Raw genomic sequence first — 24,798 nt, 5'->3', positions numbered from 1 at the left:
GCGTGGGCCTTTCTGGCGTGATCCGGGCCGGATTACCGAAGAATTCAGGGTCTGGCCCGTGTATGGCTGGCGTATGGCTGGTGTATGGCAAGCGTCGGGCTGTCTGTGCCGGACGCTTGCCTGCGGGGTTTCAGAGCTTCAGCGCCGGGATGATCTGCTTTTTGCGGCTCATCACGCCGGGCAGAACCACGGTGTCACCCGTCACTGTGCAGCCAAAGGAGGCCTCTGCCATTTGCTTGACCAGATCGTTTGGCACCAGCAGCGTGGCTTCTTCTTTCAGGATGTCGACCACGAACAGCAGCACCTGATCGGCGCCGTCTTCCTTTGCCACGGCATCCATCGACGCCATCAGGCTGGCTTTGCGGTCCAGCACGATTTTCGGTGCCGTGGTTTCCAGAACTGAAACACGCAGTTCCTTGCCCGCGACAGAGTATTCTTTCGAATCCATGCGCAGCAGTTCAGCGTCAGAGAAGGCCGAAACGTCTGATTTGGCCTCGAACATCGCGGTGGCGAGATCATTGATCGAAACGCTTAGATCGGCGGCCAGTTTTTCGGCCACGGCGCGGTCATGCGCGGTGGTGGTGGGCGAGCGGAATTCCAGCGTGTCGGACAGAATGCACGACAGCATTGCACCCTTGATCTCACGCGGGGCCTGCGCCAGTGCGTCGCCCATCAGGTCATGCATGATGGTGGCAGTGCAGGCGAGCGGGCGGATCGTGATGTCGATCGGGTTTTTGGTCTTGATCCCACCGACCAGCAGGTGGTGGTCAATGATGCCCTGAATTTTGGCGTCATTGATCGAGGGCGGCAGTTCGGCCGGGTTGTTGGTGTCAACGATCACCACTTTATCATCGGCGGTCACGTCCGAGATGATTTCGGGCTTTGTCAGGTTCCAGTGCGTCAGCACGAAAGCCGCTTCGGTGTTCGGTTCGCCCAGCAAAACCGCCTTGGCCGGGGTGTTAAGGACGTTGGACAGATACCATGCCCAGATGATTGGCGATCCGGTGGAATCGGTGTCGGGGGATTTGTGGCCGAATACGAGCGTGGTCATGAGGGCACCTTGAGGCATGTGATTTGACGCGGCTTATAGGCGCGCGCGACCGCGTTGTCACCTGCCCGGCTATGTGAGTTTGGCAATGCTGCGTTGCAGCAACATGCGTCAGGGGGTGAGGGGGGTCAGGGCCCAGCCATTTTGCTGCAACAGATAAGGGATGCCGTATTCGCCCGGCAAATGCAGCGCGCCGAAAGCGGCCACAACAGGGCCATCGGCGGCGGCCTGTTCGATGATCGGAATCCAGCCCATGTTACGGGTGACAAGAAGTGCTTGCTCCATCTTGGCCAGATCCGCATCGACCTGTTCGGGAGTATAGCCGGGCATTCGCAGCGACAGATCGCGCATCAACTCCCAGATCAGCCGCGATTCGCCCGCAAAGTAGCTGTCGGCAAGCGTGGTGATGTAGTCTTCGGCCTGATCCTCTATGGCCAGCGATGCCCGTAGCATCGATATCTGATCTTCGCGCGAAAAGCCGTCGAACAGGGTGAAGACGGTGTCAAACGCCTCTAGCCCCTGAACCGGCATGCCGCGCGCTTTGGCTTCTTGCATGATCAGATGGTCCAGCCCGGTTTTGGCCTGCGCCTGCATGTCGGCCATCATGCAGGGCGGAACGGCAAGCAGCACGGTGATATACCAAGGCTGAAATTTGGCGGCCATAAAGCCTGGAATGCCGCGACGTGACATGGCGTCGGACAGGGTTTGCCATTCTTCGGGGTCCATCAGGGTTGGCAGCGTGGTGTCGGGCATGATGAACAGCGTGGGATCGCGAGCCACTTCGGCCAGCAAAGCGGTTTCCTCATCGGGGCCGGCTTCGACCAAGAGCGTGGTCGCGGTGTCCAGATAGGGGGTTATGGCTGCGACCACCTGATCGTGACGCGGATCAGACAGATGGTAGGTGCCCACAAGCGTGACGTGCTGGTCGCCCTTGGTCGCGCGCCACAGATTGCCTTGGTGAAAGGGGTGTCTTGCGGCGGCCTGTTCCAGACGGCTGCGATCTTCCGGCGCCATTTGGGAAAGAAGGTTTGTGCCAGTGCAGGTGGCGTGGGCCTGACCGCCGGACAGAAGCGGAATGATTGCAAAACACAGAGCTGTCAGGAAAAGACGCATGGAAACCCCTTTGAATGTGCCGCGAAGGTGGCAGGTGGCGCGCGCGATTCCAAGTAAAAATCTAGCCAGATGCAGTGCGCAGACTGGTTGACAGGCGGCCATTCGGTGCCTAAATACGGCTCGTTAGCACTCGCCCAGAGTGAGTGCTAAAAGATTAAACGTGGAACCTAAGGGAGTGTTACCAGATGGCTTTCAAACCGCTGCATGACCGTGTGCTCGTTCGTCGCATTCAAGGCGAAGACAAGACCAAGGGCGGCCTGATCATCCCCGATACCGCCAAAGAAAAGCCAGCTGAAGGCGAAATCGTCTCGGTTGGTGAAGGTGCGCGCAAGGATTCGGGCGAGCTGATTGCTCCTTCCGTCAAAGCTGGCGACCGCATCCTGTTCGGCAAATGGTCGGGCACTGAAGTGACGCTGGAAGGCGAAGAGCTGCTGATCATGAAAGAAAGCGACATCCTCGGCATCATCGCCTGAAGGATGGCGGGCTGAACCCCGCCCCTCGCTTTCCCCAACCTTTTTAAGGAGCTTACCAATGGCTGCTAAAGACGTACGTTTTGACACCGATGCCCGCGACCGCATGCTGCGCGGCGTGAACATTCTGGCTGACGCTGTGAAAGTCACGCTGGGGCCAAAAGGCCGCAACGTGGTGATCGACAAGTCCTTCGGCTCGCCCCGCATCACCAAGGACGGTGTGACGGTTGCCAAGGAAATCGAACTGGCTGACAAGTTCGAAAACATGGGCGCCCAGATGGTGAAGGAAGTTGCTTCCCGCACCAATGACGAAGCTGGCGACGGCACCACAACCGCCACCGTTCTGGCCCAAGCCATCATCAAGGACGGCCTGAAAGCTGTTGCTGCTGGCATGAACCCGATGGATCTGAAGCGCGGCATCGACCTGGCTGTGATCAAGGTTGTGGCAGCGATCAAAGCCGCCTCGCGCCCTGTCAAGGACAGCGCCGAAGTTGCTCAAGTCGGCACCATCTCGGCCAATGGCGAAGCGGAAATCGGTCGTCAGATCGCGGACGCGATGCAAAAAGTTGGCAACGAGGGTGTGATCACCGTCGAAGAAAACAAAGGCCTGGAAACGGAAACCACCGTTGTCGAAGGCATGCAGTTCGACCGTGGCTACCTGTCGCCCTATTTTGTCACCAATGCTGACAAGATGATCGCTGATCTGGAAGACGCCTACATCCTGCTGCATGAGAAAAAACTCTCGTCGCTGCAGCCAATGGTTCCCCTGTTGGAAGCCGTGATCCAGTCGCAGCGCCCGCTGATCATCATCGCAGAAGATGTTGAAGGCGAAGCCCTTGCCACGCTGGTCGTGAACAAGCTGCGCGGCGGTCTGAAAATCGCTGCTGTCAAAGCCCCCGGCTTTGGTGATCGTCGCAAGGCGATGCTGCAAGACATCGCCATTCTGACCGGTGGTCAGGTGATCTCGGACGATCTGGGCATGAAGCTGGAAAATGTCGGCATCGACATGCTCGGCACCGCCAAGAAAGTCACGATCAACAAAGACAACACCACCATCGTTGATGGCGCTGGCGACAAGGCCGAAATCGAAGCCCGTGTGGCCCAGATCCGTGCCCAGATCGAAGAAACCACGTCGGATTACGACCGTGAGAAACTGCAAGAGCGCGTGGCCAAACTGGCTGGCGGTGTTGCCGTGATCAAGGTTGGCGGCATGACCGAAGTCGAAGTCAAAGAGCGCAAAGACCGCGTTGATGACGCGCTGAACGCAACCCGCGCTGCCGTACAAGAAGGCATCGTTGTCGGCGGCGGCGTGGCGCTGATCCAGGCCGGCAAGGTTCTTGAAGGCCTGACCGGTGCGAACAGCGACCAGAACGCCGGTATCGCCATCGTGCGCCGCGCGCTGGAAGCTCCGCTGCGCCAGATTGCTGAAAACGCTGGCGTCGATGGCGCTGTCGTGGCAGGCAAGATCCGCGAATCGAACGACGTGACCTTTGGCTTTAACGCTCAGACCGAAGAATATGGCGACATGTTCGCTTTCGGTGTGATCGACCCGGCCAAAGTGACGCGCACCGCGCTGGAAGATGCAGCCTCGGTCGCATCGCTGCTGATCACTACCGAAGCCATGATCGCGGACCGTCCGTCCAAAGAATCTGCTGGCGGCGGCGGCGGCATGGGCGGAATGGGCGGCATGGACGGCATGATGTAAGCTTAGGCTTGTATCATCTGAACTGTCGTTTCCGTCAGGAAACCGGGGGCGGTCCGAAAGGGCCGCCCCTTTTCCATGCTTTGGCCATGTTTCGCCCTCACCCACACAGCCATAAGCATCATTGGAGATTTAAATGCGTTTTGCGGGAAATGTGATCTGGTTTGTTCTTGGTGGGGCGATCACCGCACTGTTCTGGTTGATCGGCGCGGCTGTTTTTGCCCTGAGCATCGTGGGGCTGCCCCTGACACGGGCGGCGCTGGAAATGGCTCGGCTTTCGGCCTGGCCTTTTGGCAAAGAGGTCGTGCATGTGCGCGAGCTTGACGCGAAAGGTGTCACGGCGATGACTGCGACGACCGGGACCGTGGGCTTTGTGTTCAACCTGATCTGGTTGTTCACCTTTGGCTGGATCCTGTTTCTTAGCTACCTTGTTGCAGGGGTGCTGAATTGCCTGACCATCATTGGTATTCCGCTGGGGCTGCAAGCCTTTAAACTTGCCGGAATTTCTCTGTGGCCGGTGGGGCGCCGGGTGGTGACTGTTGAAATGGCCGACCTTGTGCGCAAGGATAGCGCAAAACGAAAGTTGGACCGTATTCGCAATGCTGCCGGGACTTCTTTGGCCACTTGAATTGGTTTGCGGCGGCGATGAAGCTGTTTCGTCGCCGCGCCCTGTTGTTGCAATCAGGGTGGCAGGCAATCAAAGGGCATATGCCGGAGGTTTGATGCCACATCTGCTGATGCTCGCGCCCGCGCCTGTGATCCGTCTGCCCGATGGGCGGCTGCGGCTGGATGTGAAATATGTCGAAGGCATGCGCGCCCATCAGGCGCTGTGGGATGGCACGCTGTCTGCTGTGGTGTGGGAAGGGGCGTCTTCGGTGCCATTCGGGGCTGAATATGCGCCTTGGGACTTGGGATTTGATCTGATCGTTTTGCCTGCCGGGGCGACGCTGCCCGCGACGCAGGCCGATCTGATCGCGGCACCTGCGGATATGGCCGAGGCCTTGGCGCTGGTCCGGGGCCCGGTGCCAGTGGTGTTTGTGGTGGAATACACGATTGGCACCCGGCTGCGGATTGTTGCATTGGACCGGGATCGTGGGGTGGCCCGAAAGAGCTGGTCAGCGCTGTGGAACCTGTGGATGGAAGCCCGGCGGCGCATGGCGTTCCGGCGCGCGGCGGGGGTCCAGTGCAATGGATACCCGGCGTTTGATGCCTATGCCGGATTGAATACCCGCACAATGCTGTATCTGGATGGGAGGATGCGCGCCGGAATGATGGCGACACCAGAGGACATGGCGGCCAAGGCGGCGCATCAGGGGCCGCTTCGGCTGGTGCATTCGGGGCGGCTGGAGCCGATGAAGGGCGCACAGGATCTGATACCGATTGCGCAGGCTTTGGTCGCGGCGGGTGTGGACTTCACGCTGGATGTCTTTGGGACGGGCGCGCTGGAGGCCGAGTTGCAAGCCGACGCCAAGGGGTTGCAGGGGCGGTTGCGGTTGCACGATCCGGTGGATTTTGAGACCGTTCTGGTGCCATGGATGCGCGCCAACGCCGATCTGTTCCTCAGCTGTCATCGGCAGGCGGACCCGTCTTGTACCTATCTGGAAAGCCTTGGTTGCGGGGTGCCGGTGGTCGGCTACGCCAATGAGATGTGGGGCCGGATGGTGGATGCGTCGGGCGCGGGCTGGGCTGTGCCTTTGGGTGACAGGCAGGCGCTGACCCGCCAGATTGCCCTTGCGGCGCAGGATCGCGGAGCCTTGACTGCTGCTGCCAATGCGGGGCTCTCATTCGCCCAAGCCCACGGTTTTGATGATGAATTTTCCAAGCGCATGGCACATTTCGCGGCGTGTCTGGCCCCGCAGCGCACGGTGGTCTGAGCCAGCATTAACCCTTTGTTGATAGCCCTTTTCCTCGCATGGCCGGGGGTGTTCCCGCTGGCCGACAGGACCAAGCGAGGGTTGATGATATGAACAAAGCGATTACCGACGGGCTGGTGCTGATGCCGCCGCCATTCTCGGCGGGGCTGACTCTTTGGTCGCGGGAAGACGGATTGCCGGGGCAGGGATCTTATGCCAGCCAGCCCAACGCTGCCTATGTTCCGGCGGATCAGGATTTTGGCGGTGCGCTGGAATTGCAAAAGACGGCAGCCACACAAAAGCTGCGCTGCTTTCAGCAGATTCCGATGCAGCCGGGGTTGTATTTGCAGGTCAAGGTGCGGGTGAAGTGCCTGTCTGGCGCGTTTCCTTCGGTGCGGATTGCGGGCTGGGCGGGGCGCTCGAACGGCACCAATGTGCCAGGTGTGGTGCAGGCCGGGCCATCGGTGGCGCTGTCGCAATATGGGCAGGTGGTTGAGCTTACGGCGATTGTCGGGGCGGGTGGCCGAGGCGGCGTGACAATGGCATGGGGGGCCACGGCAACCTATGGCCACATCGGGCTTGACCTGACGGGCCCGAATGGCGGCGTGGTGCGGATTGATGATATCCAGATCGAGGACATCACAGGGATTTACCTGCGCGATATCTTTGACGCGGTTGATGTACGGGATTTCGGGGCGCGGGGTGACGGCGTGGCGGATGACACGGCTGCCTTTGCGGCGGCTGACAGTGTTGCGCAGGGGCGCACTGTCACCGTGCCCGCCGGCACGTACCGGATTGCGGGGAACCTGACGATCAACAATCCGATCCGCTTTCAGGGCACGCTGGTTCAGCCTGATAACGTGCGGCTGGCGCTGACGCGGAACTATGATCTGGATACCTATACCAGCGCGTTCGGCAATGAATTGCTGGGCTTTCGCAAAGCGTTGCAGGCGCTGTTCTATTTCACCGACCATGTGGCGCTGGATCTGTCGGATCGGCGGGTTGATCTGGTCGAGCCATTGGATGTGGCGGCAATTGCGGGCCTGACCACCTTTGCCCAGCGGCGCTTTCTGACGAATGGTCAGTTGAATGCGGCTGCCGGTCCGGGCTGGGACACTGTGACGGTGACGTCCAGCACGGTCTATAACCCCAGCCAGCCTACCCGGCTGACAGGGGTGACCAACATTGCCAGTATCCCGGTGGGCGCACGGGTCAGCGGGAATGGGGTGGGGCGTGAGGTTTATGTTGTCGACAAGAACCTTGGCACCGGAAACGTCACGCTGAGCCAGCCGCTGTGGGGCGGTGCGGGCACCCGCACGCTGACCTTTACGCGCTATAAGTATCTGTTGGATTTTTCCGGCTTTGACGATCTGTCACGGTTCGAGATCGATCGGCTGGACCTGAACTGCAACGGGCTGTGCTCCGGTGTCATGTTGCCAAGGGTCGGGCTTACCCCGCGCATTGGTGACTGTGTGTTCAACCGGCCAAAAGACCGGGGCATCACCTCTATCGGGTCGGGGTGTCAGGGGTTGATCGTGGATGGCTGCCAGTTCTGGTCGAATGAACAGCCGATGCTGGCGCAAGACCGCACAACGATTGCGCTGAACGTGAATGCCAATGACACCAAGATCCGGTCCAACCGCATTGTGCGTTTTGCGCATTTCATGGTGGCAAATGGGGGCGGGCATCTGATCAGCGGCAATCACTTCTTTCAGGGTGACAACGCGCCGGCAGGCATTCGCCGCGCCGGGTTGATCATCACCCAGACCAATCCGCGGCTGACGTTTACAGGCAATTACGTCGACAATTGCTTTATCGAGTGGTCGAATGAGCATGACGCCAACCCTGATTTCACCACCGGCTTCAGCTTTGGCAACATGTCCATTGTCGCCAACCACTTCTTTGCCAGCGACGTGGCGCCGTGGTTCCGCTGGATCGTCATGGCCCCCAAGGGATCGGGCCAGTTCATTCAGGGCCTGAGTGTTTCGGACAACACTTTCCGCACCGTCAACGGATCGGTTGACCGGGTCGAGGCGGTGGATACCACCAACGGCACGCTGGATTACAGCCGGTTCCGCAATGTCAATTTCGGCTCGAACGCGTTCAACGGGATCAATCAGATTGTGATGAACCCGCTGACAATTTTGCACACGCAGAACACGGAAGCCGCAACCTGGGTGGTGGACAGCGGCGCGTTCATGCCGTTTGGGGCAAGGGTGCGCAACACGCAAAGTCTGGTGGCAGACGGGGCGATCACCAACGCATCCAATGTGGTGCAATATGTGATGCCCTATGTCCAGAACGAGCAGGGAACCAGCCGCAATCTGGTGCATCTGCGCTGGCCATCGGCGGTCAAGGGCAAGATGCTGGCCACCATTCGGTGCGACAACCCGACCTGACACGCGCGTGGGGCAAGATATTACGGAGGGGGCGGCCGGTTGTGGCCGCCCTTTCTATGCGAGGTCTTCCGGCGACAGACGGAACGCCCGCCCGAAGCCACCGTTCAGCAAGGCCGACACCGGGACAAGACGGACAAGCGAAAAGTCGGCAAAGTCGATGTAGAGCTTTGCCTTGGGGTGATGGCAAAGCCAATGGTCGCGCAGGACCGGGCGGTTGGCGGCGTTGACCGGAATGAATTCCGCGCGGGCCTGCACCATCAGTCTGGGATGGGTGAGAGGGTCACCCTTTGCGCCCGGCTCGCCCAAAAGCAGCGCACAGGCTGGATGCGCGCGCAATGCGGCCGTGTGCGCTGCCAGCGATGAGATCAACGTCATCGGACTGCCATCCGGGTCAAGGCCAAAGGCAATGCGGCTGATGCCGGGCGCCTCTGTTTCGGCATCAAGATAAGACAGCGCAGCGTGAGATGCGGCCATCAGACCGCGCGCGAGAGTGCGGGCGGCATCGTCAGCGGGCAAAACGGGGTCTGATTGTTTCGTCATTGTCCGGTCCAATACAATTGACACAACGCCATGTGAGGCGCTTGGGTGTGTCATGCAAGTGACCGGGCCGGAATATGACTGACAAAAAGACCGACGAACGTGATGAGGCGCCCAACGAATTCCTGCCAAAGCTGGTAACCGTTCTGCGCGAAGGTTATTCGGCGCGGGATTTTCAAGCCGATGTTCTGGCCGGGCTGACCGTTGCAATCGTTGCATTGCCTTTGTCGATGGCCATAGCCATTGCCAGCGGCGTGGGGCCGGAGCGCGGGCTTTACACCACCATTATCGGGGGCTTTCTGGTCTCGGCACTGGGGGGCAGCCGATATCAGGTTGGCGGGCCTGCAGGCGCGTTCATCGTGCTGGTGTCTGCATGTGTGATGCAGATCGGGATAGAGGGGCTGATCCTTGCGACCTTTCTTTCGGGTCTGTTGCTGGTGCTGGCCGGGTTGCTGCGCCTTGGCACCTATATCAAGTTCATCCCTTATCCGGTGACGGTCGGTTTTACGGCCGGGATCGCGGTGATCATCTTTGCCAGCCAGATGAAAGACCTGTTCGGTCTGTCTCTTGCCGGGCCGGAGCCTGCGGAAATCTTGCATAAGGTCGGCACTTTGTGGGGCGCGCGAGGCACTGCGACCCCGGCGGCCTTTGGCGTGGCGATTGGCACGATTGCGCTGATCCTTGGGGTGAAGCGGCTGCGTCCGGGTTGGCCCAACCTGTTGATCGCGATTGTCACGGCGGCGGTGGTTGTTGCGCTGACGGGCTTGCCGGTTGAAACCATCGGGTCACGCTTTGGTGATCTTCCGCGTTTGCCGCCTTCGCCGTCGCTTCCGCAGATCAGCTTTGACGCGGTGATGCAGGCTTTGCCCTATGCGGTCAGCTTCACCCTGTTGGGTGCGATTGAATCGCTGTTGTCGGCGGTTGTGGCGGATGGGATGAGCGGCAGGCAACATCGCAGCAATATCGAGCTGGTGGCGCAGGGGATTGCGAATGTGGGGACGTCTTTGTTCGGCGGGTTCTGCGTGACCGGCACGATCGCACGCACTGCAACCAATGTGCGGGCAGGCAGTCGGGGGCCAGTGTCGGGAATGCTGCACGCGCTGTTTGTGCTGGGTTTCATGTTGGTTGCAGCACCCTTGGCGGCCTTTATTCCTTTGGCAGCACTTGCCGGACTGCTTGCGGTGGTCGCTTGGAACATGGCTGAAAAAGAGGAATTCTGGACGCTTGTGAAATCGTCCAAGGGCGATGCCATGGTGGTGATTGTCACCTTCCTGCTGGTGGTGTTCCGTGATCTGACCGAAGGCATTGTGGTTGGTTTTGCCTTGGGGGGGCTGGTCTTTATCAGGCGAATGTCAGATGCGGCCGAGGTCGAGACAGCGCAGGACGAACAGGCGAAAACAAGCGGAGGCGTAGATCGGGACAGGGTGGTCTATCGCCTGCACGGCCCTTATTTCTTTGGTGCCGCTGCCCGGCTGGGCGTGGTGCTTGACCGGATTGCGGATTACCCGCGCGCCTTTGTCGTGGATTTCAGCGATGTGCCCTTTATCGACTCCAGCGGTGCGCGGTCGTTTGAGCTTTTGGCGCATAAGGTGGCGCGCAAGGGTGGGCAGCTTTATCTTGTTGCCGCGCGGCCCGAGGTGCGCCGGACTTTGTTGGCGCAAGGGGCCCGAGAGCCGCTGGTGCGGTTCGTGTCTGATCTGGGCGACGTAGATGCAGCTGAAGCAGCACGTTAGCGCAAGCATGATTCGTGGGCCAATCGGGCCTTGCCACCGCTGCGGTTGCAGCAATTTTCTGTCTTTTCTTCCCCTACGTTATGTTTACGGTTCAGATCACCGGTCCGTGATCGGTCAGGCGTTTGAAAACACATGGCAAAATTTTGCCACTTTTCGGAAATTTTCAAACTTGACACCTAATGAGAAAATTTATTTACAAAAAAATCCATTTAAAAAAATGGGTTACAATGTAATTAACAAGGCGCTATGATGAGATTGGGTTGAGGGCGATCTGCGCGACGGTCTTTTCGGGGTGCAGATTGCGGAAAGCGGGCAATGGCCTGTCCGCGATGGAGGAAAAGCCACATGTCAGATCAGGGTTCAGCAGCCGGCACTTACCACGCCTCGGATGATTTTATTGCCAATGCTCATGTCGATGCGGATGGCTACGCGCGGATGTATGCCGCATCAGTCGCCGATCCTGATGCCTTTTGGGCAGAGCAGGCGCAGCGCATCGATTGGGTCAAGTCTTTCACCAAGGTGCAGGACAGCACCTTCGACCTTGGCAAAGTGTCGATCAAATGGTTCGAAGACGGCACGCTGAACGTCAGCGCAAATTGCATCGACCGGCATATGCTGAAGCGTGCTAACCAGACCGCGATTATCTGGGAGCCGGACAATCCAGCGACACCGTCGTTGCACATCACCTATGCGCAGCTTCTGGAAAACACCTCGCGTATGGCCAATGTGCTCAAGGCGCATGGCGTGGGCAAGGGTGACCGGGTTGTCCTGTACCTGCCAATGATCCCCGAGGCGGCCTATGCGATGCTGGCCTGCGCGCGGATCGGTGCCATTCATTCGGTCGTGTTTGCGGGCTTCTCGCCAGACGCTCTGGCCAACCGGATCAACGATTCTGAGGCCAAATTGGTCATCACTGCCGATTTTGCCCCGCGCGGCGGCAAGAAGACGGCGCTGAAATCAAACACGGACAAGGCATTGCTGGATTGCTCGGACAGGGTGAAGTGCCTTGTTGTCAAGCATACCGGGGATCAGACCACATGGGTTGTGGGGCGTGACATTGACGTCAAGGCCGAGATGGCGGCGGCAAAACCGTATTGCGCCTATGTCGAGGTGGATGCCGAAGACCCGCTGTTCATTCTTTACACCTCTGGCTCTACCGGGCGGCCCAAAGGGGTGGTGCATACCTCGGGTGGCTATCTGGTTTATGCCGCGATGACGCATCAATACACCTTCGACTATCATGATGGGGATGTGTTCTGGTGCACCGCCGATGTGGGATGGGTCACCGGGCACAGCTATATCATCTATGGCCCGCTTGCGAATGGCGCGACGACGATCATGTTTGAAGGCGTGCCGACTTTCCCCGACGCGGGCCGCTTCTGGGAGGTCTGTGCCAAGCACAAGGTCAGCCAGTTCTACACAGCGCCGACCGCGATCCGCAGCCTGATGGGTATGGGTACGGAGTGGGTCGAAAAGCACGACCTGTCCTCGCTCAAACTGCTGGGCACGGTGGGTGAGCCGATCAATCCAGAGGCATGGAACTGGTACAACACCCATGTTGGCAAAGGGAAGTGCCCGATTGTCGATACGTTCTGGCAGACCGAGACCGGCGGCCACCTGATCACGCCATTGCCCGGCGCGATCCCGCAAAAGCCGGGGGCGGCGACCAAGCCATTCTTCGGCATCAAGCCGATCATTCTGGACCCGGCAAATGCCGAGTTGCAAACCGAAACAGCGGCGGTGGGTGTGTTGTGTATTGCAGACGCCTGGCCGGGCATGATGCGCACCTTGTGGGGCGATCACGCACGGTTTGAGGAGGCGTATTTCTCGCAATATCCGGGCTATTACTTCACGGGCGACGGATGTCGGAGGGATGAAGACGGCGACTACTGGATCACCGGGCGCGTGGATGATGTGATCAACGTCTCTGGGCACCGCATGGGCACGGCCGAGGTTGAATCCGCACTTGTTGCGCATGAATCGGTGGCCGAAGCTGCGGTGGTCGGTTATCCGCACGACATCAAGGGGCAGGGCATTTACGCCTATGTCACGCTGATGAACGGGGTAGACCCAACTGACGCGCTGCGCAAAGAGCTGGAAGTCTGGGTTCGCACCGAGATCGGCCCGATTGCCAAGCCCGATCTGATCCAATGGGCCCCCGGCTTGCCGAAAACCCGCTCGGGCAAGATCATGCGCCGCATTCTGCGCAAGATTGCCGAGAATGATTTCGGAGCGCTTGGCGATACCTCGACGCTTGCTGATCCATCGGTGGTTGACGATCTGATCGACAACCGGATGAACAGGGGCTGATCGGGTGGCAGAGGTCATGACAACCCCTGCGGTTCTGATCCTGCTTGGGCCTCCGGGCGCGGGCAAGGGCACGCAAGCCCGGATGCTGGAAGAAGACTTTGGTTTTGTTCAACTGTCCACGGGCGATCTTTTGCGCGCGGCGGTTGCCTCTGGCAGCGCCGCGGGCATGCAGGCCAAGGCGGTCATGGAAGCCGGAGGTCTGGTCAGCGACGAGATCGTGCTGGCCATCCTGAAAGACCGCATGGGCCAGCCCGATGTTACCAAGGGTATCATTCTTGACGGCTTCCCCCGCACAGACGGGCAGGCCGCTGCGCTGGACGAACTGCTGGCCGGAGCCGGACAGACCGTCACCGCTGCGATCAGTCTTGATGTGGATGACGAGGCGATGGTGGGCCGGATCGCAGGTCGCTTTACCTGCGGCGGATGCGGCGAAGGCTATCACGATGATTTCAAGCAGCCCGCAGTTGCGGGTGTTTGCGATAAATGCGGCGGAACGGCGTTCAAGCGCCGGGCCGACGACAATGCCGAAACCGTGCGGGAAAGGTTGAAAGCCTACCACGCACAGACGGCACCGCTGATCACCTACTACGATGCCAAGGGTGTCTTGCAACGGATTGATGCGATGGGAGAAATCGCCTCTATCCGCATGACGCTTGGCAACATCGTAAAGGGTGTGTCAGCGCAATAAGAGGGGGCCTGTATCCCCAAGGGGGTGCAGGTGTGGAGAGAAAACACAGGGAGTAACACACATGGCGGACAGAACTTCGTCAAGCGCCTATTGGGCTGCCAACGTGCGGGTGATCTTGATCTCACTTGCCGTCTGGTTCTTTTGCTCGTTCGGCCTTGGCATCATCCTGCGCCCGGCGCTCAAAGGCATTATGGTCGGGGGCGCTGACCTTGGCTTCTGGTTTGCGCAAAACGGGTCGATCTACGTCTTTCTCGTGCTGATCTTCGCCTATGCGTGGAAGATGAACAAGCTCGACAAAGAATTCGGCGTCGAAGAATAAGGGGCAGGGACAGATGGATCAATTTACCCTCAACCTGATCGTGGTTGGCTTTACTTTTGCCATCTACATCGGGATCGCGATCTGGGCCCGTGCGGGCACCACCGCGGAATTCTATGCAGCCGGACAGGGCGTTAACCCGGTTCTGAACGGTATGGCGACGGGCGCAGACTGGATGTCGGCGGCCTCGTTCATCTCGATGGCGGGTATCATCGCCATGGCGGGTGCCGGTGGTTATCAGCAGTCGGCCTTCCTTATGGGCTGGACCGGTGGCTATGTGCTTCTGGCGCTGCTGCTCGCACCTTATCTGCGCAAGTTCGGCAAGTTTACCGTGCCGGAATTCATCGGCGACCGTTTCTATTCCGGCGGTGCGCGTCTGGTGGGCGTTATCTGCCTTATCGTTATCTCGGTCACCTATGTTATCGGCCAGATGCGCGGTGTGGGCGTGACTTTCGCGCGCTTCCTTGAAGTGTCGACGGATACGGGCCTCTATATCGGTGCGGCGATCGTGTTCGCTTATGCCGTGTTTGGCGGCATGAAGGGCATCACCTATACTCAGGTGGCGCAATACGTCGTTCTGATCATCGCCTATACCATTCCGGCGATCTTCATCTCGTTGAACCTGACCGGTTCGTTCCTGCCACAGCTTGGCCTGATCGGGTCTTATGCGCCGTCTGGTGGGGATCTTACGCTTCTTTCGAAACTTGATACCGTGGTGACTGAACTGGGCTTCACCCAGTACACCGCCGACACGACGAACATGTTCAACATGATCCTGTTCACCATGTCGCTGATGATCGGCACCGCCGGTCTTCCGCACGTCATCATCCGCTTCTTCACCGTGCCAAAGGTCGCCGATGCGCGGTCCTCGGCTGGTTGGGCGCTGGTGTTTATCGCACTGCTCTACACCGTTGCACCTGCCGTTGGCGCAATGGCACGTTTGAACCTGACCACCACCTTCTGGCCCAACGCCGTTCAAGGCGATGCGCTGGCTGGCGATGCGATCAGCCTTGAAGCGATCAATACCGATCCGTCGCTTGCTTGGGTCAACACCTGGAAAAACACCGGTCTTCTTGCCTTTGAAGACAAGAACGGCGATGGCCTGATCCAGTACTATAACGATGCGAATGCCGGTATGCAGGCTATCGCAGCAGAGCGTGGCTGGGCTGGCAACGAACTCACCAAGGTCGACAACGACATGATGGTGTTGGCGAACCCAGAAATCGCGGCTCTGCCGGGTTGGGTTATTGCCTTGGTCGCAGCTGGTGGTCTTGCCGCCGCGCTTTCGACTGCGGCTGGCCTGTTGCTGGCAATCTCGTCTGCAATCTCGCACGACTTGATCAAAGGCTCGATCAACCCGAGCATCTCGGAAAAGGGTGAGCTTCTGGCTGCCCGGATCGCGATGGGTGGCGCGATTGTTGTTGCAACCTACCTTGGTTTGAACCCGCCCGGCTTTGCCGCGCAGGTTGTTGCCTTGGCCTTTGGTCTGGCAGCAGCGACGATCTTCCCGGTTCTGATGATGGGCATCTTCTCGAAGCGCATCAACAAAGAAGGCGCGATTGCCGGTATGCTGGCGGGTCTTGTGTTCACGGCAGTTTACATCTTCCTCTACCTGGGTTGGTTCTTCATCCCCGGCACGAACACGTATGCCAACACGCCTGATCAGCACTTCTTCGGCATCTCGCCGTTGTCGATCGGCTCTGTCGGTGCGGTGGTGAACTTCGGTGTGGCTTATGCCGTGTCGATGATGACCAAAGCTCCGCCACAGCATGTGGTTGATCTGATTGAATCGATCCGCGTGCCTAAAGGCGCGGGCGCTGCGACAGGTCACTAAGTCAAACACGCGCCCCCGGATCATCCGGGGGCGCGTGCCTTACAAGGGGCAATTGTCATGGACCACCCGTTAGAAACGATCATCAGCTTTCTGGAAACGGTCCACCCTTACGACACCCTGCCGCGGGACGAATTGGCGCGTGTCGCCACTTCCTTCAGCCGCAGAGAATTTGCCGCTGGTGAAGAAGTCTATCACGCTGGCGATCCGCTCAAGGGCTTGTATCTGATCAAGCGGGGGTCGGTCGAGGTGCAGGAGCCCTCTGGCCAGGTGATCTCGCTTCTTGGCCCGCGCAACAGTTTTGGCGAACGTGGTCTGGCCCGCGACGGACTGGCGGTCACGACCGCGCGCGTCACCGAAGACTCGGTTTTACTGCTGTTGCCGGTGGCGGAATATCGCGCTTTACTGGCAAACTCTCCGGCTTTTGAGCGGTTTTTCAGCCGCGGGCGCGGGCACGAGTCGCGCGGCGGTGATCTGACCACGCAAAAGGTGGGCGACCTGATGGCGCGCAAGCCGGTGGTGGTTGGGCCGGATGATACGGTGCGCCTGGCGGCACAAAAAATGCGCGACGCCCGCGTATCGTCGCTGGGGGTGGTGCAGGACGGCACGTTTCTGGGCATTGTCACGACCCGCGACATGACAAACCGGGTGCTGGCCGATGGCCTGGACCCGTCAACGCCCGTGGCCGAGGTGATGACCGCTGATCCGGTGACGCTGCGGCCTGACTCGCTTGGGTCTGATATCCTTCACATCATGCTGGAACGACGGATCGGGCACTTGCCTGTGGTGGAGGGCAGCACGCTTGTTGGCATGATCACCCAGACCGATCTTACTCGGTTTCAGGCGGTCAGTTCGGCGCAACTGGTGCGTGATGCGGCTGCTGCTGAAACCGTGGCCGATATGGCAGGCGTAACGGCGCGGATCCCACAACTGCTGGTGCAGTTGGTGGGTGGCAATAACCCGCATGAGGTGGTCACGCGCCTGATCACCGACATTGCAGACACAGTGACTCGCCGATTGCTGGCCATGGCCGAGGCGCAGCTTGGCCCGGCCCCGGTTCCCTATCTGTGGCTGGCCTGCGGGTCGCAAGGGCGGCAGGAACAGACTGGCGTGTCAGATCAGGACAATTGCCTGATGATCGACGACGCAGCAACTGACGACGACATGGGCTATTTTCATGCGTTGGCCAAGATCGTGACGGATGGGCTGGACGCCTGCGGCTATATCTATTGTCCGGGCGACATGATGGCGACCAACCCGCAGTGGTGCCAACGGATGGAGGTCTGGCGCAGTTATTTCCGCAAATGGGTGGCCATGCCGGACCCTATGGCGCAGATGCTGGCATCGGTGATGTTCGACCTGCGCCCCATCGGCGGGCAAGCCAGCCTGTTCAAGGACTTGCAGCATGAAACGCTGGAAATGGCGACACGGAATTCGATCTTTGTCGCCCATATGATCAGCAACAGCCTGAAGCATACGCCCCCCCTTGGAATGCTGCGCGGCTTTGCCACCATCCGGTCAGGCGACTACAAGAACCATATCGACATGAAGCTGAACGGGGTTGTGCCGGTGGTGGACCTTGGCCGCATCTATGCGCTGATCGGCCAACTGGAACCGGTGAACACCCGCGCCCGGCTGGAGGCGGCTGAAGCGGCGGGGGTGATCAGCGTCTCGGGCGCGCGGGATCTGATCGAGGCCTATGACCTGATCGCGCAGACCCGGCTGGAGAATCAGGCGCGGCTGGTGCGGTCGGGGCGCAAGCCCGACAATTTCCTTGCGCCGTCAGACATGTCGGATTTTGAACGCAGCCACTTGCGCGACGCTTTTGTCGTGGTGCGCACCATGCAATCTGCCGTGGGTCAATCACGCGGCGCCCGGAGTTGATGAATGGCATTTGAATTTTTCGCCGCAATTGTCGCTGCTGTTGCCCTTGGCGGCATGGCGCACCTGTTGCGCAGGTTAACCGGATACAGCCTGCCGAAATGGTTTGTGACGGTGGCAGCGGCTGTGGGGCTGATCGGAACCACGATCTATCTGGAATATGACTGGTTCAACCGCGTCAGTGCCGAATTGCCCGCAGGGGTCGAGGTGGTCTGGCAGGCCGAGGAGGTGATGACGCTGCGGCCGTGGACCATGATCGCGCCGATCACCACGCGCTTTGTGGCCATGGACACCCGAGCCATCGTGCAGCACCCGACCAATGCCGATCTGCGCATGGCAAAGCTGTTCAACTTCGGCCGCTGGCGCCCCGTTACCAATGCGCTGATGGCGTTTGATTGTGCCGGGCGCCGTCAGGTTCTGCTGACCGAAGGCGCCGAGATTTCAAATGACGGCATCCTGCAAGGGGCCGAATGGGTCAACGCACCCGATGGGGATGGATTTCAAGCCGCTGCCTGCAAGACAGCCTGAAGGGGGATATAATGACGACCGAAGGGGGGAGACGACACCGCGTCCTCGTGGTCGAGGATGAGGATAATATCGCCATCGCGCTGGACTATCTGATGACGCGCGAAGGCTATGACCATGACCGCATCTCTAACGGGGCGGATGCGTTGGCCCGCATAAGGGATACGCACCCCGATCTGGTGTTGCTGGATGTGATGTTGCCAGAGGTGTCGGGCTATGAAATCTGCCAGGGGATCCGGCTTGACCCAAGCCTGTCGGATGTCAAAATCCTGATGATGACGGCGCGCGGATCAGCGATCGAACGCCGCAAAGGGTTGGCGCTTGGGGCGGATGGCTTCATCTCAAAACCGTTTGAGTTGAAGGAGTTGCGCGAAGAAGTGCGCCGCCTTTTGATCATGGAAGGCTAAGCCATGCTGATGTCCCTGTCGTTGCGCGTGCGGATATTCCTGCTGTTTGCGGGTCTGGCAGGGGGGGCGCTTGCGGCGGTTTTCCTTGGGCTGTGGCTGGGATATCGTCGGCTGGGATTGCCAGAGCAATCGGCGGCGTTTGTGCAAGGCGGCGTTGTGGCCGCCTTTCTTGTGCTGGGGGTGGTCGCATGGATCTGGTATTTGTTCGATCTGAACGTGGCCAAACCGATAGAAAGTCTGGCCGGCACGCTGCGGGCGCGGGCGCATTCCAATGCGAGCGGAGAGATCGACACAAGACCGGCGCAATATCTGGGCGATCTGGCACCCGCTGCCACCGCTGCGGCCCGGTCCCTGTCTGAAACCCGGAGCGCGCTGGCCGAGGCAGTCGCACGCGAAACCACCCGGTTGATGGCCGAAAAGCAACGGCTGGAGGCGCTGCTTTCGGACGTGGATTCCGGGGTTATCCTGTGCTCGGGCGACCATACGCTGGCGTTCTACAATGGGCAGGCGATTGATCTAATGGGCGCGGATATGGCCCAGCCGGGGCTGGACCGGCGCTTGTTCGATTATCTGCGCGAAGGTCCGATCCGGCTGGCGCATGAACGCCTGATGGCCACGGGCGACAGCGATGCCGCGTCGGATCTGTTGTGCGCAACCCTGACCGGAAGCCGGGTGCTGTCGGCGCGGATGCGGCTTATGGCGACCGAGCAGGGCAGTGTGCCGGGCTATGTGCTGACCTTGCGCGACGTGACCGCAGATCAGGCCACCCACGCCCGGCGAGAGGCTTTGTTGGCCGAGGTGTTCGACCGGGTGCGTCGTCCGGCGGCCAATCTGTCAACGCTGATGGCGGCGATCCCCGAGGGTTCTGCGGCTCCCGGCAAGCTGGATACAGCTCTGCGCGAAGAAGTGGCAGCGCTGGCCGCCGCCGTGACCGATCTGTCGCGCCGCCATGATGATGGCCGGGGCGAGGGCTGGTCGCTTGTCATGACCCGCGCCTCGGATCTGCTGGACGGTCTGCGCGCCCGGATGGAGGGCGATGGGCTGGCCGCCGAGACGCAGGCCGATGCGTTGCTGCTGCGCTGCAACGGCTTTGAGGTCATCGCGCTTTTGTCAGGGTTGACCGAGGCGATGGCGCGGGCGGGTATTTCAAACAGCTTTCGGCTTGTGGTCGAGGAAGATGGCACGGGTGCGCTGATCCGGGTGGTCTGGCAGGGCAATGCCTTGCCTTTGGCCTTGCTTGAAAGCTGGCTGGATGCTCCGCTGGAGCCGGGGATCGCCCCTGCGCCGCGTCGTTCGGTGCTGGCGACTCATGCAACCGAGATCTGGCCAGAGAAGGCAGGGCAGGGGGCCAACAGCCTGTGCATGCCCATTCCGCAGGCCCGCCGCGTGGTGCGGCGCCCTGCCCCTATCGCGCGTCCTGTGGTCTATGATTTCGATCTGCTGTCAAAGGCGCGCAGTGCAGGCGTGCAGGACACGCGGCTGCAAGACCTGACCTATGTGGTGTTTGACACCGAGACCACCGGCCTGTTGCCGGGGCAAGGCGATGAGATTGTGCAGATTGCGGCTGTGCGGATCGTCAACGGCCGCCGGGTTGAGGGGGAAGTGTTCAACACGCTGGTCAATCCACGCCGCACGATTCCGCTGACCTCGACGGAGGTGCATGGGATCACGGATGCAATGGTGCAGGATGCCCCCTTTGTCGAAGAGGTGGCCAAGCGATTTCACAAATTTGCCGAAGGTGCTGTGCTGGTGGCCCATAACGCCCCGTTTGACATGGAGTTTCTGCGCAGGCTGGAACCCGAGATTGCCCTGCGGTTTGACAATCCGGTCTTTGACACGGTGCTGTTGTCGGCTGTGGTCTATGGCCAGCACGATGTTCACAGCCTTGATGCATTGTCACACAGGCTGGGAATCACCATCCCTGAAGAAGCGCGCCACACCGCGATTGGCGATACCATCGCGACGGCGGATGCTTTTCTGAAGCTGATGCCGATGCTGCAAGGCCGGGGCTTTGCAACCTTTGGCGCGGTCTTGACCGAGGTGCGCCGGCATGGCCGTCTGCTGAAAGATCTGAACTGACGCTGACCAAAAGGGTGTAATTCAAGCAAAAAGCCGCCCGAAGGCGGCTTTTTTGAATTGGTGGAGCCACGCGGGATCGAACCGCGGACCTCTTGAATGCCATTCAAGCGCTCTCCCATCTGAGCTATGACCCCACCGGGTTATCGTCGTGTTTCCACGTCGATGGGCCGTATTTAGGCGAGGGCTTGGGGGGGTGCAAGTGCTTTTTTGCGCGCTTCGCACTGCCCCCCCAAAATCTGTGCCCTTGTCAAAACATCAGGTCTCGTCGTCATCCCCGGCCACATCGGCCAGCTCGTCCAGCGAAACATTATCGTCGGCATCATCTTCCAGCAGATCATCGTCCAGTTCCGCGTCGTCGGTTGCGGTTTCCAGCAGATCGTCGTCGGCTTCCAGATCATCGACCAGCACTTCTTCGTCCTTTTCAGGCACGACACGGGCAATGACAGACGCCGCCATTTTGCGGCGGGCGGATTCGATATCCACGACCTCGCCCGTGTAGGGGCTGACGATCGGGCTGCGGTTCAGGTCGTAGAAGCGTTTCCCGGTGGTCGGGCAAATACGCTTCGTACCCCATTCTTCCTTGGGCATGGTGGTTCCCTTAAGGCTACTGATATAAAGAGATGGCGTCGCTTGCCACAAGGGCTCGCGTCTGTCAAAGGCTTTTGGCCCCATTGCGGCCATTGTCAAGGTGGCTATTCTGTCCAGACCTTGCAAGAGCGATAAATGCCCCATCTTCCCGGTTCCCCACCTGTTGAAATTACCCTGCGGCGATCTGCGCGCGCAAAGCGATTTTCCTTGCGGGTATCGCGACTTGACGGGCGGGTGACCCTGTCGATGCCGCTGCGTGCGCGGGAGGCCGAGGCGTTGCGCTTTGCCACGGAGCAAGAGGGCTGGATACGCGGGGTTCTTGCCGAAATGCCGGGGCGGCGGGTTGTGGGCTTGGGCGATGCGGTTCCGGTCGAAGGTCAGATGCGCGTTCTGACGCAGGGAACTGGCCGATCCGTCCGGCTGGAGGGTGATTCTTTGCTGGTGCCGGGCGATCCGCAACAAGCCGGGGTGCGGGCGGGTGCGTTTCTCAAGCTGATGGCGCGCGACCGTCTTGCCGCCGCCTGTGACCGCCACGCGGGCCGCCTAGGCCGCCCCTATACCCGGCTTACCTTGCGCGACACGCGGTCCCGGTGGGGATCGTGCGCGCATGACGGGGCGCTGATGTTCTCGTGGCGGCTGATCATGGCCCCGGCGCCGGTGCTGGACTACGTGGCGGCGCATGAAGTGGCACATCTGGAGCAGATGAACCATTCCCCCGCGTTCTGGTCGGTTGTAGAGCAGTTGTTCCCCCGCTGGCAGGTGCAGCGCAGATGGCTGCACGGTGAGGGACAGGCGCTGCATGGCTATCTCTTTGGGCCGCAGAGCGATGCGACGGATTGACCGCAGCGCAAAAGCGGTGCTTGGCTGCTAACCATGCCCATAACGCCCCGCCTGACCGACCCGAACGCTGCCGCGCATGAGCGCCTGTATCGCAGCCTGCGCCAGCAGGTGATGCATGGCGAGGTGCCGCCAGGTCAACCGATGACCCTGCGCGGTCTGGCCAAAGAGTATGGCGTGTCAATGACCCCCGCGCGCGAGGCGATCCGGCGGCTGGTGGCCGAGGGCGCGCTGACCATTTCAAGCTCTGGCCGCGTCTCGACGCCGGAACTGACGCCCGAGCGGATCGAAGAACTGGCCGCGATCCGTGCTCTGTTAGAGCCCGAGATGGCCGCCCGTGCGCTGCCGCGCGCCCACTTCGCCCTGATCGACCGGTTGGCTGCGATCAACGCGCTGAATGCGGACGCGGTGCAGCGGCAGGATGCGGTTGCCTATGTGCGCACCAATCTGGAATTTCACCGCACCCTGTATCTGCGGGCACAGGCCCCCGCGATGCTGGCGATCTGCGAAACGGTCTGGCTGCAACTGGGGCCGACGATGCGCGCGCTTTACTCGCGCTTGCGCCGCAAAGAGCCGCCACAGCACCACCGCTTGATCCTTGCAGCGCTGAAAGCGGGTGATGAGCCGGGCCTGCGCTTGGCCGTGCGAACAGACGTAACCCAAGGATTGCGCCACCTGGCAGGGTAACTGCGGCCCTCGATTTGTTTCGTATTAGCAACAATCGCGTTTCAATCTGCCGCTTTGTCTTTGTGTGAGGCCGGTGCGTATGTAGAATCACTCAAAAATAAAAAGCGAGTGGTAGGCATGATTGAAGCTCTCAGGCTATGCGAAGATGCGAAAATAGATTTTTCGCAGGCTTTCCGATACCAATATGTATCGTCACAAAAGCCTTTGAGTTTGCCCGGATTTTCGGCGCATAGAATCGGATCTACATATGTTTATTCAGGCGCTGGTTTGCGGGCCAAACCCCTGATTGACAAGAGTGGCGCGGTTTTTGGTGTGGTTCTTGGAATTGCGGTCGATCATGACGGTGCCACCGCCGAGGAAGCACTGTCGCACCTGGTTTCAAAGGCAACGTCGTCAACTGCGCAAGATATAGTGGAAACCTATCTGGCCAAACTCGCCGGGCGATATGCAATCTTTGCAAAACTCGGCAGGGGGCGGTTTTTCTATTGCGATCCGGTGGGTATGATTGGCGCGGTCTATGCGCCCGAAACGCGGCGGATTGCGTCAACGCCGACTCTGTGTCTTGACCGGCCGTATCAGGATCACCCGCTGTATGATGCGGCAATGATCGCACAAGGCCAAGGCATGTATGGTTTTGACCATACACGCGACGCACATGTGCAGCGCCTGAACGCCAATCACCGGATGGATCTGACGAACTTTGTTTCGGCCCGGTTTTGGCCCCGCGGGACAGACAGTTTTGACCATGGCGAGGAAAACTATGGGGCGGCTTTCGATGAGATTATCGCGGCCGAACAACGCATTATCGCCCGGATCACCACGCTTGGACCAACCGTTGTTCCGCTTTCAGGTGGCAATGACAGCCGCATGGTTCTGGGTCTGACGGATGCGGAAACCCGCAAAAAGCTGACGCTGTGCTACACGCATATCAACAATTACTCTGGGCGACGGGATGCCCAACTGGCAGAGAAACTGGCATCCTCTTTGGGTGTTTCCCACAATAAACATGACCGCCGCACCAAGAAGGCCGATTTGACCGCTGCGCAATCGGCGGCGAAATCTTTCGCCATAGCGTCGGGTGGGTTGGGCGGTGCCCCGTCCGAGATTGCGAATGGTCTTTATCAGAGCCTGCCAGAGAATTCGATTATTCTGCGCGGACACCAGTGCAATATTTTGCGTGGCCAATATGTTCGCTTTGCAGATCCAGAGCGCTGGACGGATCCATATTGGCACATTCGGTGGATGCGTTTGCAAACATCTGAAAGTTTTGGCAGGGGCGCACGAAAAAAGTTTGTCCCGGACTTCGATCGCTTTTATGCGGATTTTCCAGAAAATGCCCGTGCGCGATCGGCAGACTTTTTCTTTTTTGAGGCATTGGTGCCAGCCGCACTTGGCACTGTGTTTCCCGGTCTGAGCCACGCGTTTTATATGTCGCCTTTTAACAGCAGGCGGTTGGTGCAATTGGTGATGGGTTTCGAGACAAGCTACCGCATGACCAACCAAAGCACGACTGATCTGCTGATGCGAGCTGAACCGGGGCTTGCAGCGCTGCCGCTTCTGGATGATCTGAGCGCCGATATGAGCGAAGATCCGGCGAACTTCGCTGCGCGCACCCAGCGTTTGGATGATGCCCGCGCACGGTACAAGCTTTGGTTCGGGCAGGATGCACCTGATGTGCAGGTGGGACGGTTCAATGACGCCGCCGCCGACGTTGCTCCATCCGCAGATGCAACCGGGGTTTTATCAGGGGCAGCCTCGCGGTCGCCCCAGACGGTTGGCTAAGCGTCTCGTACT

General features: G+C 59.8%; 21 protein-coding genes and 1 tRNA gene. 17 read left to right on the top strand and 5 right to left on the bottom strand.

Annotated elements, in window-relative coordinates:
- Positions 1-130: 130 nt before the first annotated feature.
- A complete protein-coding gene (locus Q8K08_RS03955; RefSeq protein WP_304803274.1) occupies positions 131-1,051 on the bottom strand; it encodes a manganese-dependent inorganic pyrophosphatase in 921 nt (306 codons plus the stop codon).
- Between the two features lie 108 nt (positions 1,052-1,159).
- The gene (locus tag Q8K08_RS03950; protein WP_304803272.1) at positions 1,160-2,161 is read right to left on the bottom strand and encodes a TraB/GumN family protein; all 1,002 of its coding nucleotides are present in this window, start codon (positions 2,159-2,161) and stop codon (positions 1,160-1,162) included.
- 185 nt (positions 2,162-2,346) lie between these two features.
- On the opposite strand from Q8K08_RS03950, the gene Q8K08_RS03945 reads away from it, so the two are divergent.
- The 5 genes from Q8K08_RS03945 (at position 2,347) to Q8K08_RS03925 (ending at position 8,585) form a co-directional block, all read left to right on the top strand.
- The gene (locus tag Q8K08_RS03945) at positions 2,347-2,634 is read left to right on the top strand and encodes a co-chaperone GroES (RefSeq protein ID WP_118149858.1); all 288 of its coding nucleotides are present in this window, start codon (positions 2,347-2,349) and stop codon (positions 2,632-2,634) included.
- A 58-nt stretch (positions 2,635-2,692) separates the two neighbouring features.
- Positions 2,693-4,336 (top strand): chaperonin GroEL, encoded by a 1,644-nt coding sequence (gene groL, locus Q8K08_RS03940; RefSeq protein ID WP_305249254.1) that lies wholly within the window; start codon positions 2,693-2,695, stop codon positions 4,334-4,336.
- Positions 4,337-4,469: 133 nt separating this feature from the next.
- Positions 4,470-4,961, top strand: coding sequence for a YccF family protein (locus Q8K08_RS03935; RefSeq protein ID WP_304798894.1), 492 nt, complete (start codon positions 4,470-4,472; stop codon positions 4,959-4,961).
- A gap of 94 nt (positions 4,962-5,055) precedes the next feature.
- On the top strand, positions 5,056-6,207 hold the full coding sequence (locus Q8K08_RS03930) for a glycosyltransferase (protein ID WP_304798895.1): 1,152 nt from the start codon (positions 5,056-5,058) through the stop codon (positions 6,205-6,207).
- Between the two features lie 89 nt (positions 6,208-6,296).
- Entirely contained in the window at positions 6,297-8,585 is a 2,289-nt protein-coding gene (locus Q8K08_RS03925) for a glycosyl hydrolase family 28-related protein (protein WP_305249252.1), read from the top strand.
- A gap of 54 nt (positions 8,586-8,639) precedes the next feature.
- Here the strand turns inward: Q8K08_RS03925 and Q8K08_RS03920 are convergent, their stop codons facing one another.
- A complete protein-coding gene (locus Q8K08_RS03920) occupies positions 8,640-9,125 on the bottom strand; it encodes a HugZ family protein (protein ID WP_305249251.1) in 486 nt (161 codons plus the stop codon).
- A 74-nt stretch (positions 9,126-9,199) separates the two neighbouring features.
- Here Q8K08_RS03920 and Q8K08_RS03915 point away from each other — a divergent pair, with 74 nt between their 5' ends.
- The 9 genes from Q8K08_RS03915 (at position 9,200) to Q8K08_RS03875 (ending at position 20,892) form a co-directional block, all read left to right on the top strand.
- Positions 9,200-10,855 carry a SulP family inorganic anion transporter gene (locus Q8K08_RS03915; RefSeq protein ID WP_305249250.1) on the top strand — a complete coding sequence of 552 codons (1,656 nt, stop codon included), beginning with the start codon at positions 9,200-9,202 and terminating at the stop codon, positions 10,853-10,855.
- A gap of 345 nt (positions 10,856-11,200) precedes the next feature.
- Positions 11,201-13,165, top strand: coding sequence for an acetate--CoA ligase (gene acs / locus Q8K08_RS03910; protein ID WP_304798905.1), 1,965 nt, complete (start codon positions 11,201-11,203; stop codon positions 13,163-13,165).
- Between the two features lie 16 nt (positions 13,166-13,181).
- Positions 13,182-13,853, top strand: coding sequence for an adenylate kinase (locus Q8K08_RS03905; protein ID WP_305249249.1), 672 nt, complete (start codon positions 13,182-13,184; stop codon positions 13,851-13,853).
- A gap of 61 nt (positions 13,854-13,914) precedes the next feature.
- Positions 13,915-14,172 carry a DUF4212 domain-containing protein gene (locus tag Q8K08_RS03900; protein WP_304798909.1) on the top strand — a complete coding sequence of 86 codons (258 nt, stop codon included), beginning with the start codon at positions 13,915-13,917 and terminating at the stop codon, positions 14,170-14,172.
- A gap of 13 nt (positions 14,173-14,185) precedes the next feature.
- A complete protein-coding gene (locus tag Q8K08_RS03895) occupies positions 14,186-16,003 on the top strand; it encodes a sodium:solute symporter family protein (protein ID WP_305249248.1) in 1,818 nt (605 codons plus the stop codon).
- Positions 16,004-16,060: 57 nt separating this feature from the next.
- Positions 16,061-17,884 carry a DUF294 nucleotidyltransferase-like domain-containing protein gene (locus Q8K08_RS03890; RefSeq protein WP_305249247.1) on the top strand — a complete coding sequence of 608 codons (1,824 nt, stop codon included), beginning with the start codon at positions 16,061-16,063 and terminating at the stop codon, positions 17,882-17,884.
- A gap of 3 nt (positions 17,885-17,887) precedes the next feature.
- Entirely contained in the window at positions 17,888-18,409 is a 522-nt protein-coding gene (locus Q8K08_RS03885; RefSeq protein ID WP_304798913.1) for a hypothetical protein, read from the top strand.
- 11 nt (positions 18,410-18,420) lie between these two features.
- Entirely contained in the window at positions 18,421-18,813 is a 393-nt protein-coding gene (locus Q8K08_RS03880; protein WP_304798916.1) for a response regulator transcription factor, read from the top strand.
- A gap of 3 nt (positions 18,814-18,816) precedes the next feature.
- On the top strand, positions 18,817-20,892 hold the full coding sequence (locus tag Q8K08_RS03875) for an exonuclease domain-containing protein (RefSeq protein ID WP_305249246.1): 2,076 nt from the start codon (positions 18,817-18,819) through the stop codon (positions 20,890-20,892).
- A 58-nt stretch (positions 20,893-20,950) separates the two neighbouring features.
- Here Q8K08_RS03875 and Q8K08_RS03870 read toward each other — a convergent pair.
- Both Q8K08_RS03870 and Q8K08_RS03865 read right to left on the bottom strand, forming a co-directional pair.
- Positions 20,951-21,026 (bottom strand) — tRNA-Ala (locus Q8K08_RS03870).
- Positions 21,027-21,147: 121 nt separating this feature from the next.
- A complete protein-coding gene (locus Q8K08_RS03865; RefSeq protein ID WP_118156010.1) occupies positions 21,148-21,480 on the bottom strand; it encodes a TIGR02300 family protein in 333 nt (110 codons plus the stop codon).
- Positions 21,481-21,615: 135 nt separating this feature from the next.
- Here Q8K08_RS03865 and Q8K08_RS03860 point away from each other — a divergent pair, with 135 nt between their 5' ends.
- The 3 genes from Q8K08_RS03860 to Q8K08_RS03850 all read left to right on the top strand — a co-directional run bounded on the left by Q8K08_RS03860 (position 21,616) and on the right by Q8K08_RS03850 (position 24,786).
- Positions 21,616-22,320 carry a M48 family metallopeptidase gene (locus tag Q8K08_RS03860; RefSeq protein WP_304799748.1) on the top strand — a complete coding sequence of 235 codons (705 nt, stop codon included), beginning with the start codon at positions 21,616-21,618 and terminating at the stop codon, positions 22,318-22,320.
- Positions 22,321-22,353: 33 nt separating this feature from the next.
- Positions 22,354-23,004 (top strand): GntR family transcriptional regulator, encoded by a 651-nt coding sequence (locus Q8K08_RS03855; RefSeq protein WP_304799746.1) that lies wholly within the window; start codon positions 22,354-22,356, stop codon positions 23,002-23,004.
- A 267-nt stretch (positions 23,005-23,271) separates the two neighbouring features.
- Complete coding sequence (locus Q8K08_RS03850; protein ID WP_305249245.1) at positions 23,272-24,786, top strand: hypothetical protein; 1,515 nt, start codon at positions 23,272-23,274, stop codon at positions 24,784-24,786.
- Positions 24,787-24,798: the final 12 nt, after the last annotated feature.

The organism is Pseudotabrizicola sp. (assembly GCF_030684215.1).
In the GTDB taxonomy this organism is placed as follows: Bacteria; Pseudomonadota; Alphaproteobacteria; order Rhodobacterales; family Rhodobacteraceae; genus Pseudotabrizicola.
The sequence above is the reverse complement of the archived record's forward strand: the minus strand, read 5'-3'. Positions and strand labels throughout refer to the sequence as shown.

Excerpts from the sequence above, each read along its gene's own strand:
- Q8K08_RS03955 (WP_304803274.1), bottom strand. The coding sequence starts at position 1,051 with ATGACCACGCTCGTATTCGGCCACAAATCCCCCGACACCGATTCCACC.
- Q8K08_RS03950 (WP_304803272.1), bottom strand. The coding sequence starts at position 2,161 with ATGCGTCTTTTCCTGACAGCTCTGTGTTTTGCAATCATTCCGCTTCTG.
- Q8K08_RS03945 (WP_118149858.1), top strand. The coding sequence starts at position 2,347 with ATGGCTTTCAAACCGCTGCATGACCGTGTGCTCGTTCGTCGCATTCAA.
- groL (WP_305249254.1), top strand. The coding sequence starts at position 2,693 with ATGGCTGCTAAAGACGTACGTTTTGACACCGATGCCCGCGACCGCATG.
- Q8K08_RS03935 (WP_304798894.1), top strand. The coding sequence starts at position 4,470 with ATGCGTTTTGCGGGAAATGTGATCTGGTTTGTTCTTGGTGGGGCGATC.
- Q8K08_RS03930 (WP_304798895.1), top strand. The coding sequence starts at position 5,056 with ATGCCACATCTGCTGATGCTCGCGCCCGCGCCTGTGATCCGTCTGCCC.
- Q8K08_RS03925 (WP_305249252.1), top strand. The coding sequence starts at position 6,297 with ATGAACAAAGCGATTACCGACGGGCTGGTGCTGATGCCGCCGCCATTC.
- Q8K08_RS03920 (WP_305249251.1), bottom strand. The coding sequence starts at position 9,125 with ATGACGAAACAATCAGACCCCGTTTTGCCCGCTGACGATGCCGCCCGC.
- Q8K08_RS03915 (WP_305249250.1), top strand. The coding sequence starts at position 9,200 with ATGACTGACAAAAAGACCGACGAACGTGATGAGGCGCCCAACGAATTC.
- acs (WP_304798905.1), top strand. The coding sequence starts at position 11,201 with ATGTCAGATCAGGGTTCAGCAGCCGGCACTTACCACGCCTCGGATGAT.
- Q8K08_RS03905 (WP_305249249.1), top strand. The coding sequence starts at position 13,182 with ATGACAACCCCTGCGGTTCTGATCCTGCTTGGGCCTCCGGGCGCGGGC.
- Q8K08_RS03900 (WP_304798909.1), top strand. The coding sequence starts at position 13,915 with ATGGCGGACAGAACTTCGTCAAGCGCCTATTGGGCTGCCAACGTGCGG.
- Q8K08_RS03895 (WP_305249248.1), top strand. The coding sequence starts at position 14,186 with ATGGATCAATTTACCCTCAACCTGATCGTGGTTGGCTTTACTTTTGCC.
- Q8K08_RS03890 (WP_305249247.1), top strand. The coding sequence starts at position 16,061 with ATGGACCACCCGTTAGAAACGATCATCAGCTTTCTGGAAACGGTCCAC.
- Q8K08_RS03885 (WP_304798913.1), top strand. The coding sequence starts at position 17,888 with ATGGCATTTGAATTTTTCGCCGCAATTGTCGCTGCTGTTGCCCTTGGC.
- Q8K08_RS03880 (WP_304798916.1), top strand. The coding sequence starts at position 18,421 with ATGACGACCGAAGGGGGGAGACGACACCGCGTCCTCGTGGTCGAGGAT.
- Q8K08_RS03875 (WP_305249246.1), top strand. The coding sequence starts at position 18,817 with ATGCTGATGTCCCTGTCGTTGCGCGTGCGGATATTCCTGCTGTTTGCG.
- Q8K08_RS03865 (WP_118156010.1), bottom strand. The coding sequence starts at position 21,480 with ATGCCCAAGGAAGAATGGGGTACGAAGCGTATTTGCCCGACCACCGGG.
- Q8K08_RS03860 (WP_304799748.1), top strand. The coding sequence starts at position 21,616 with ATGCCCCATCTTCCCGGTTCCCCACCTGTTGAAATTACCCTGCGGCGA.
- Q8K08_RS03855 (WP_304799746.1), top strand. The coding sequence starts at position 22,354 with ATGCCCATAACGCCCCGCCTGACCGACCCGAACGCTGCCGCGCATGAG.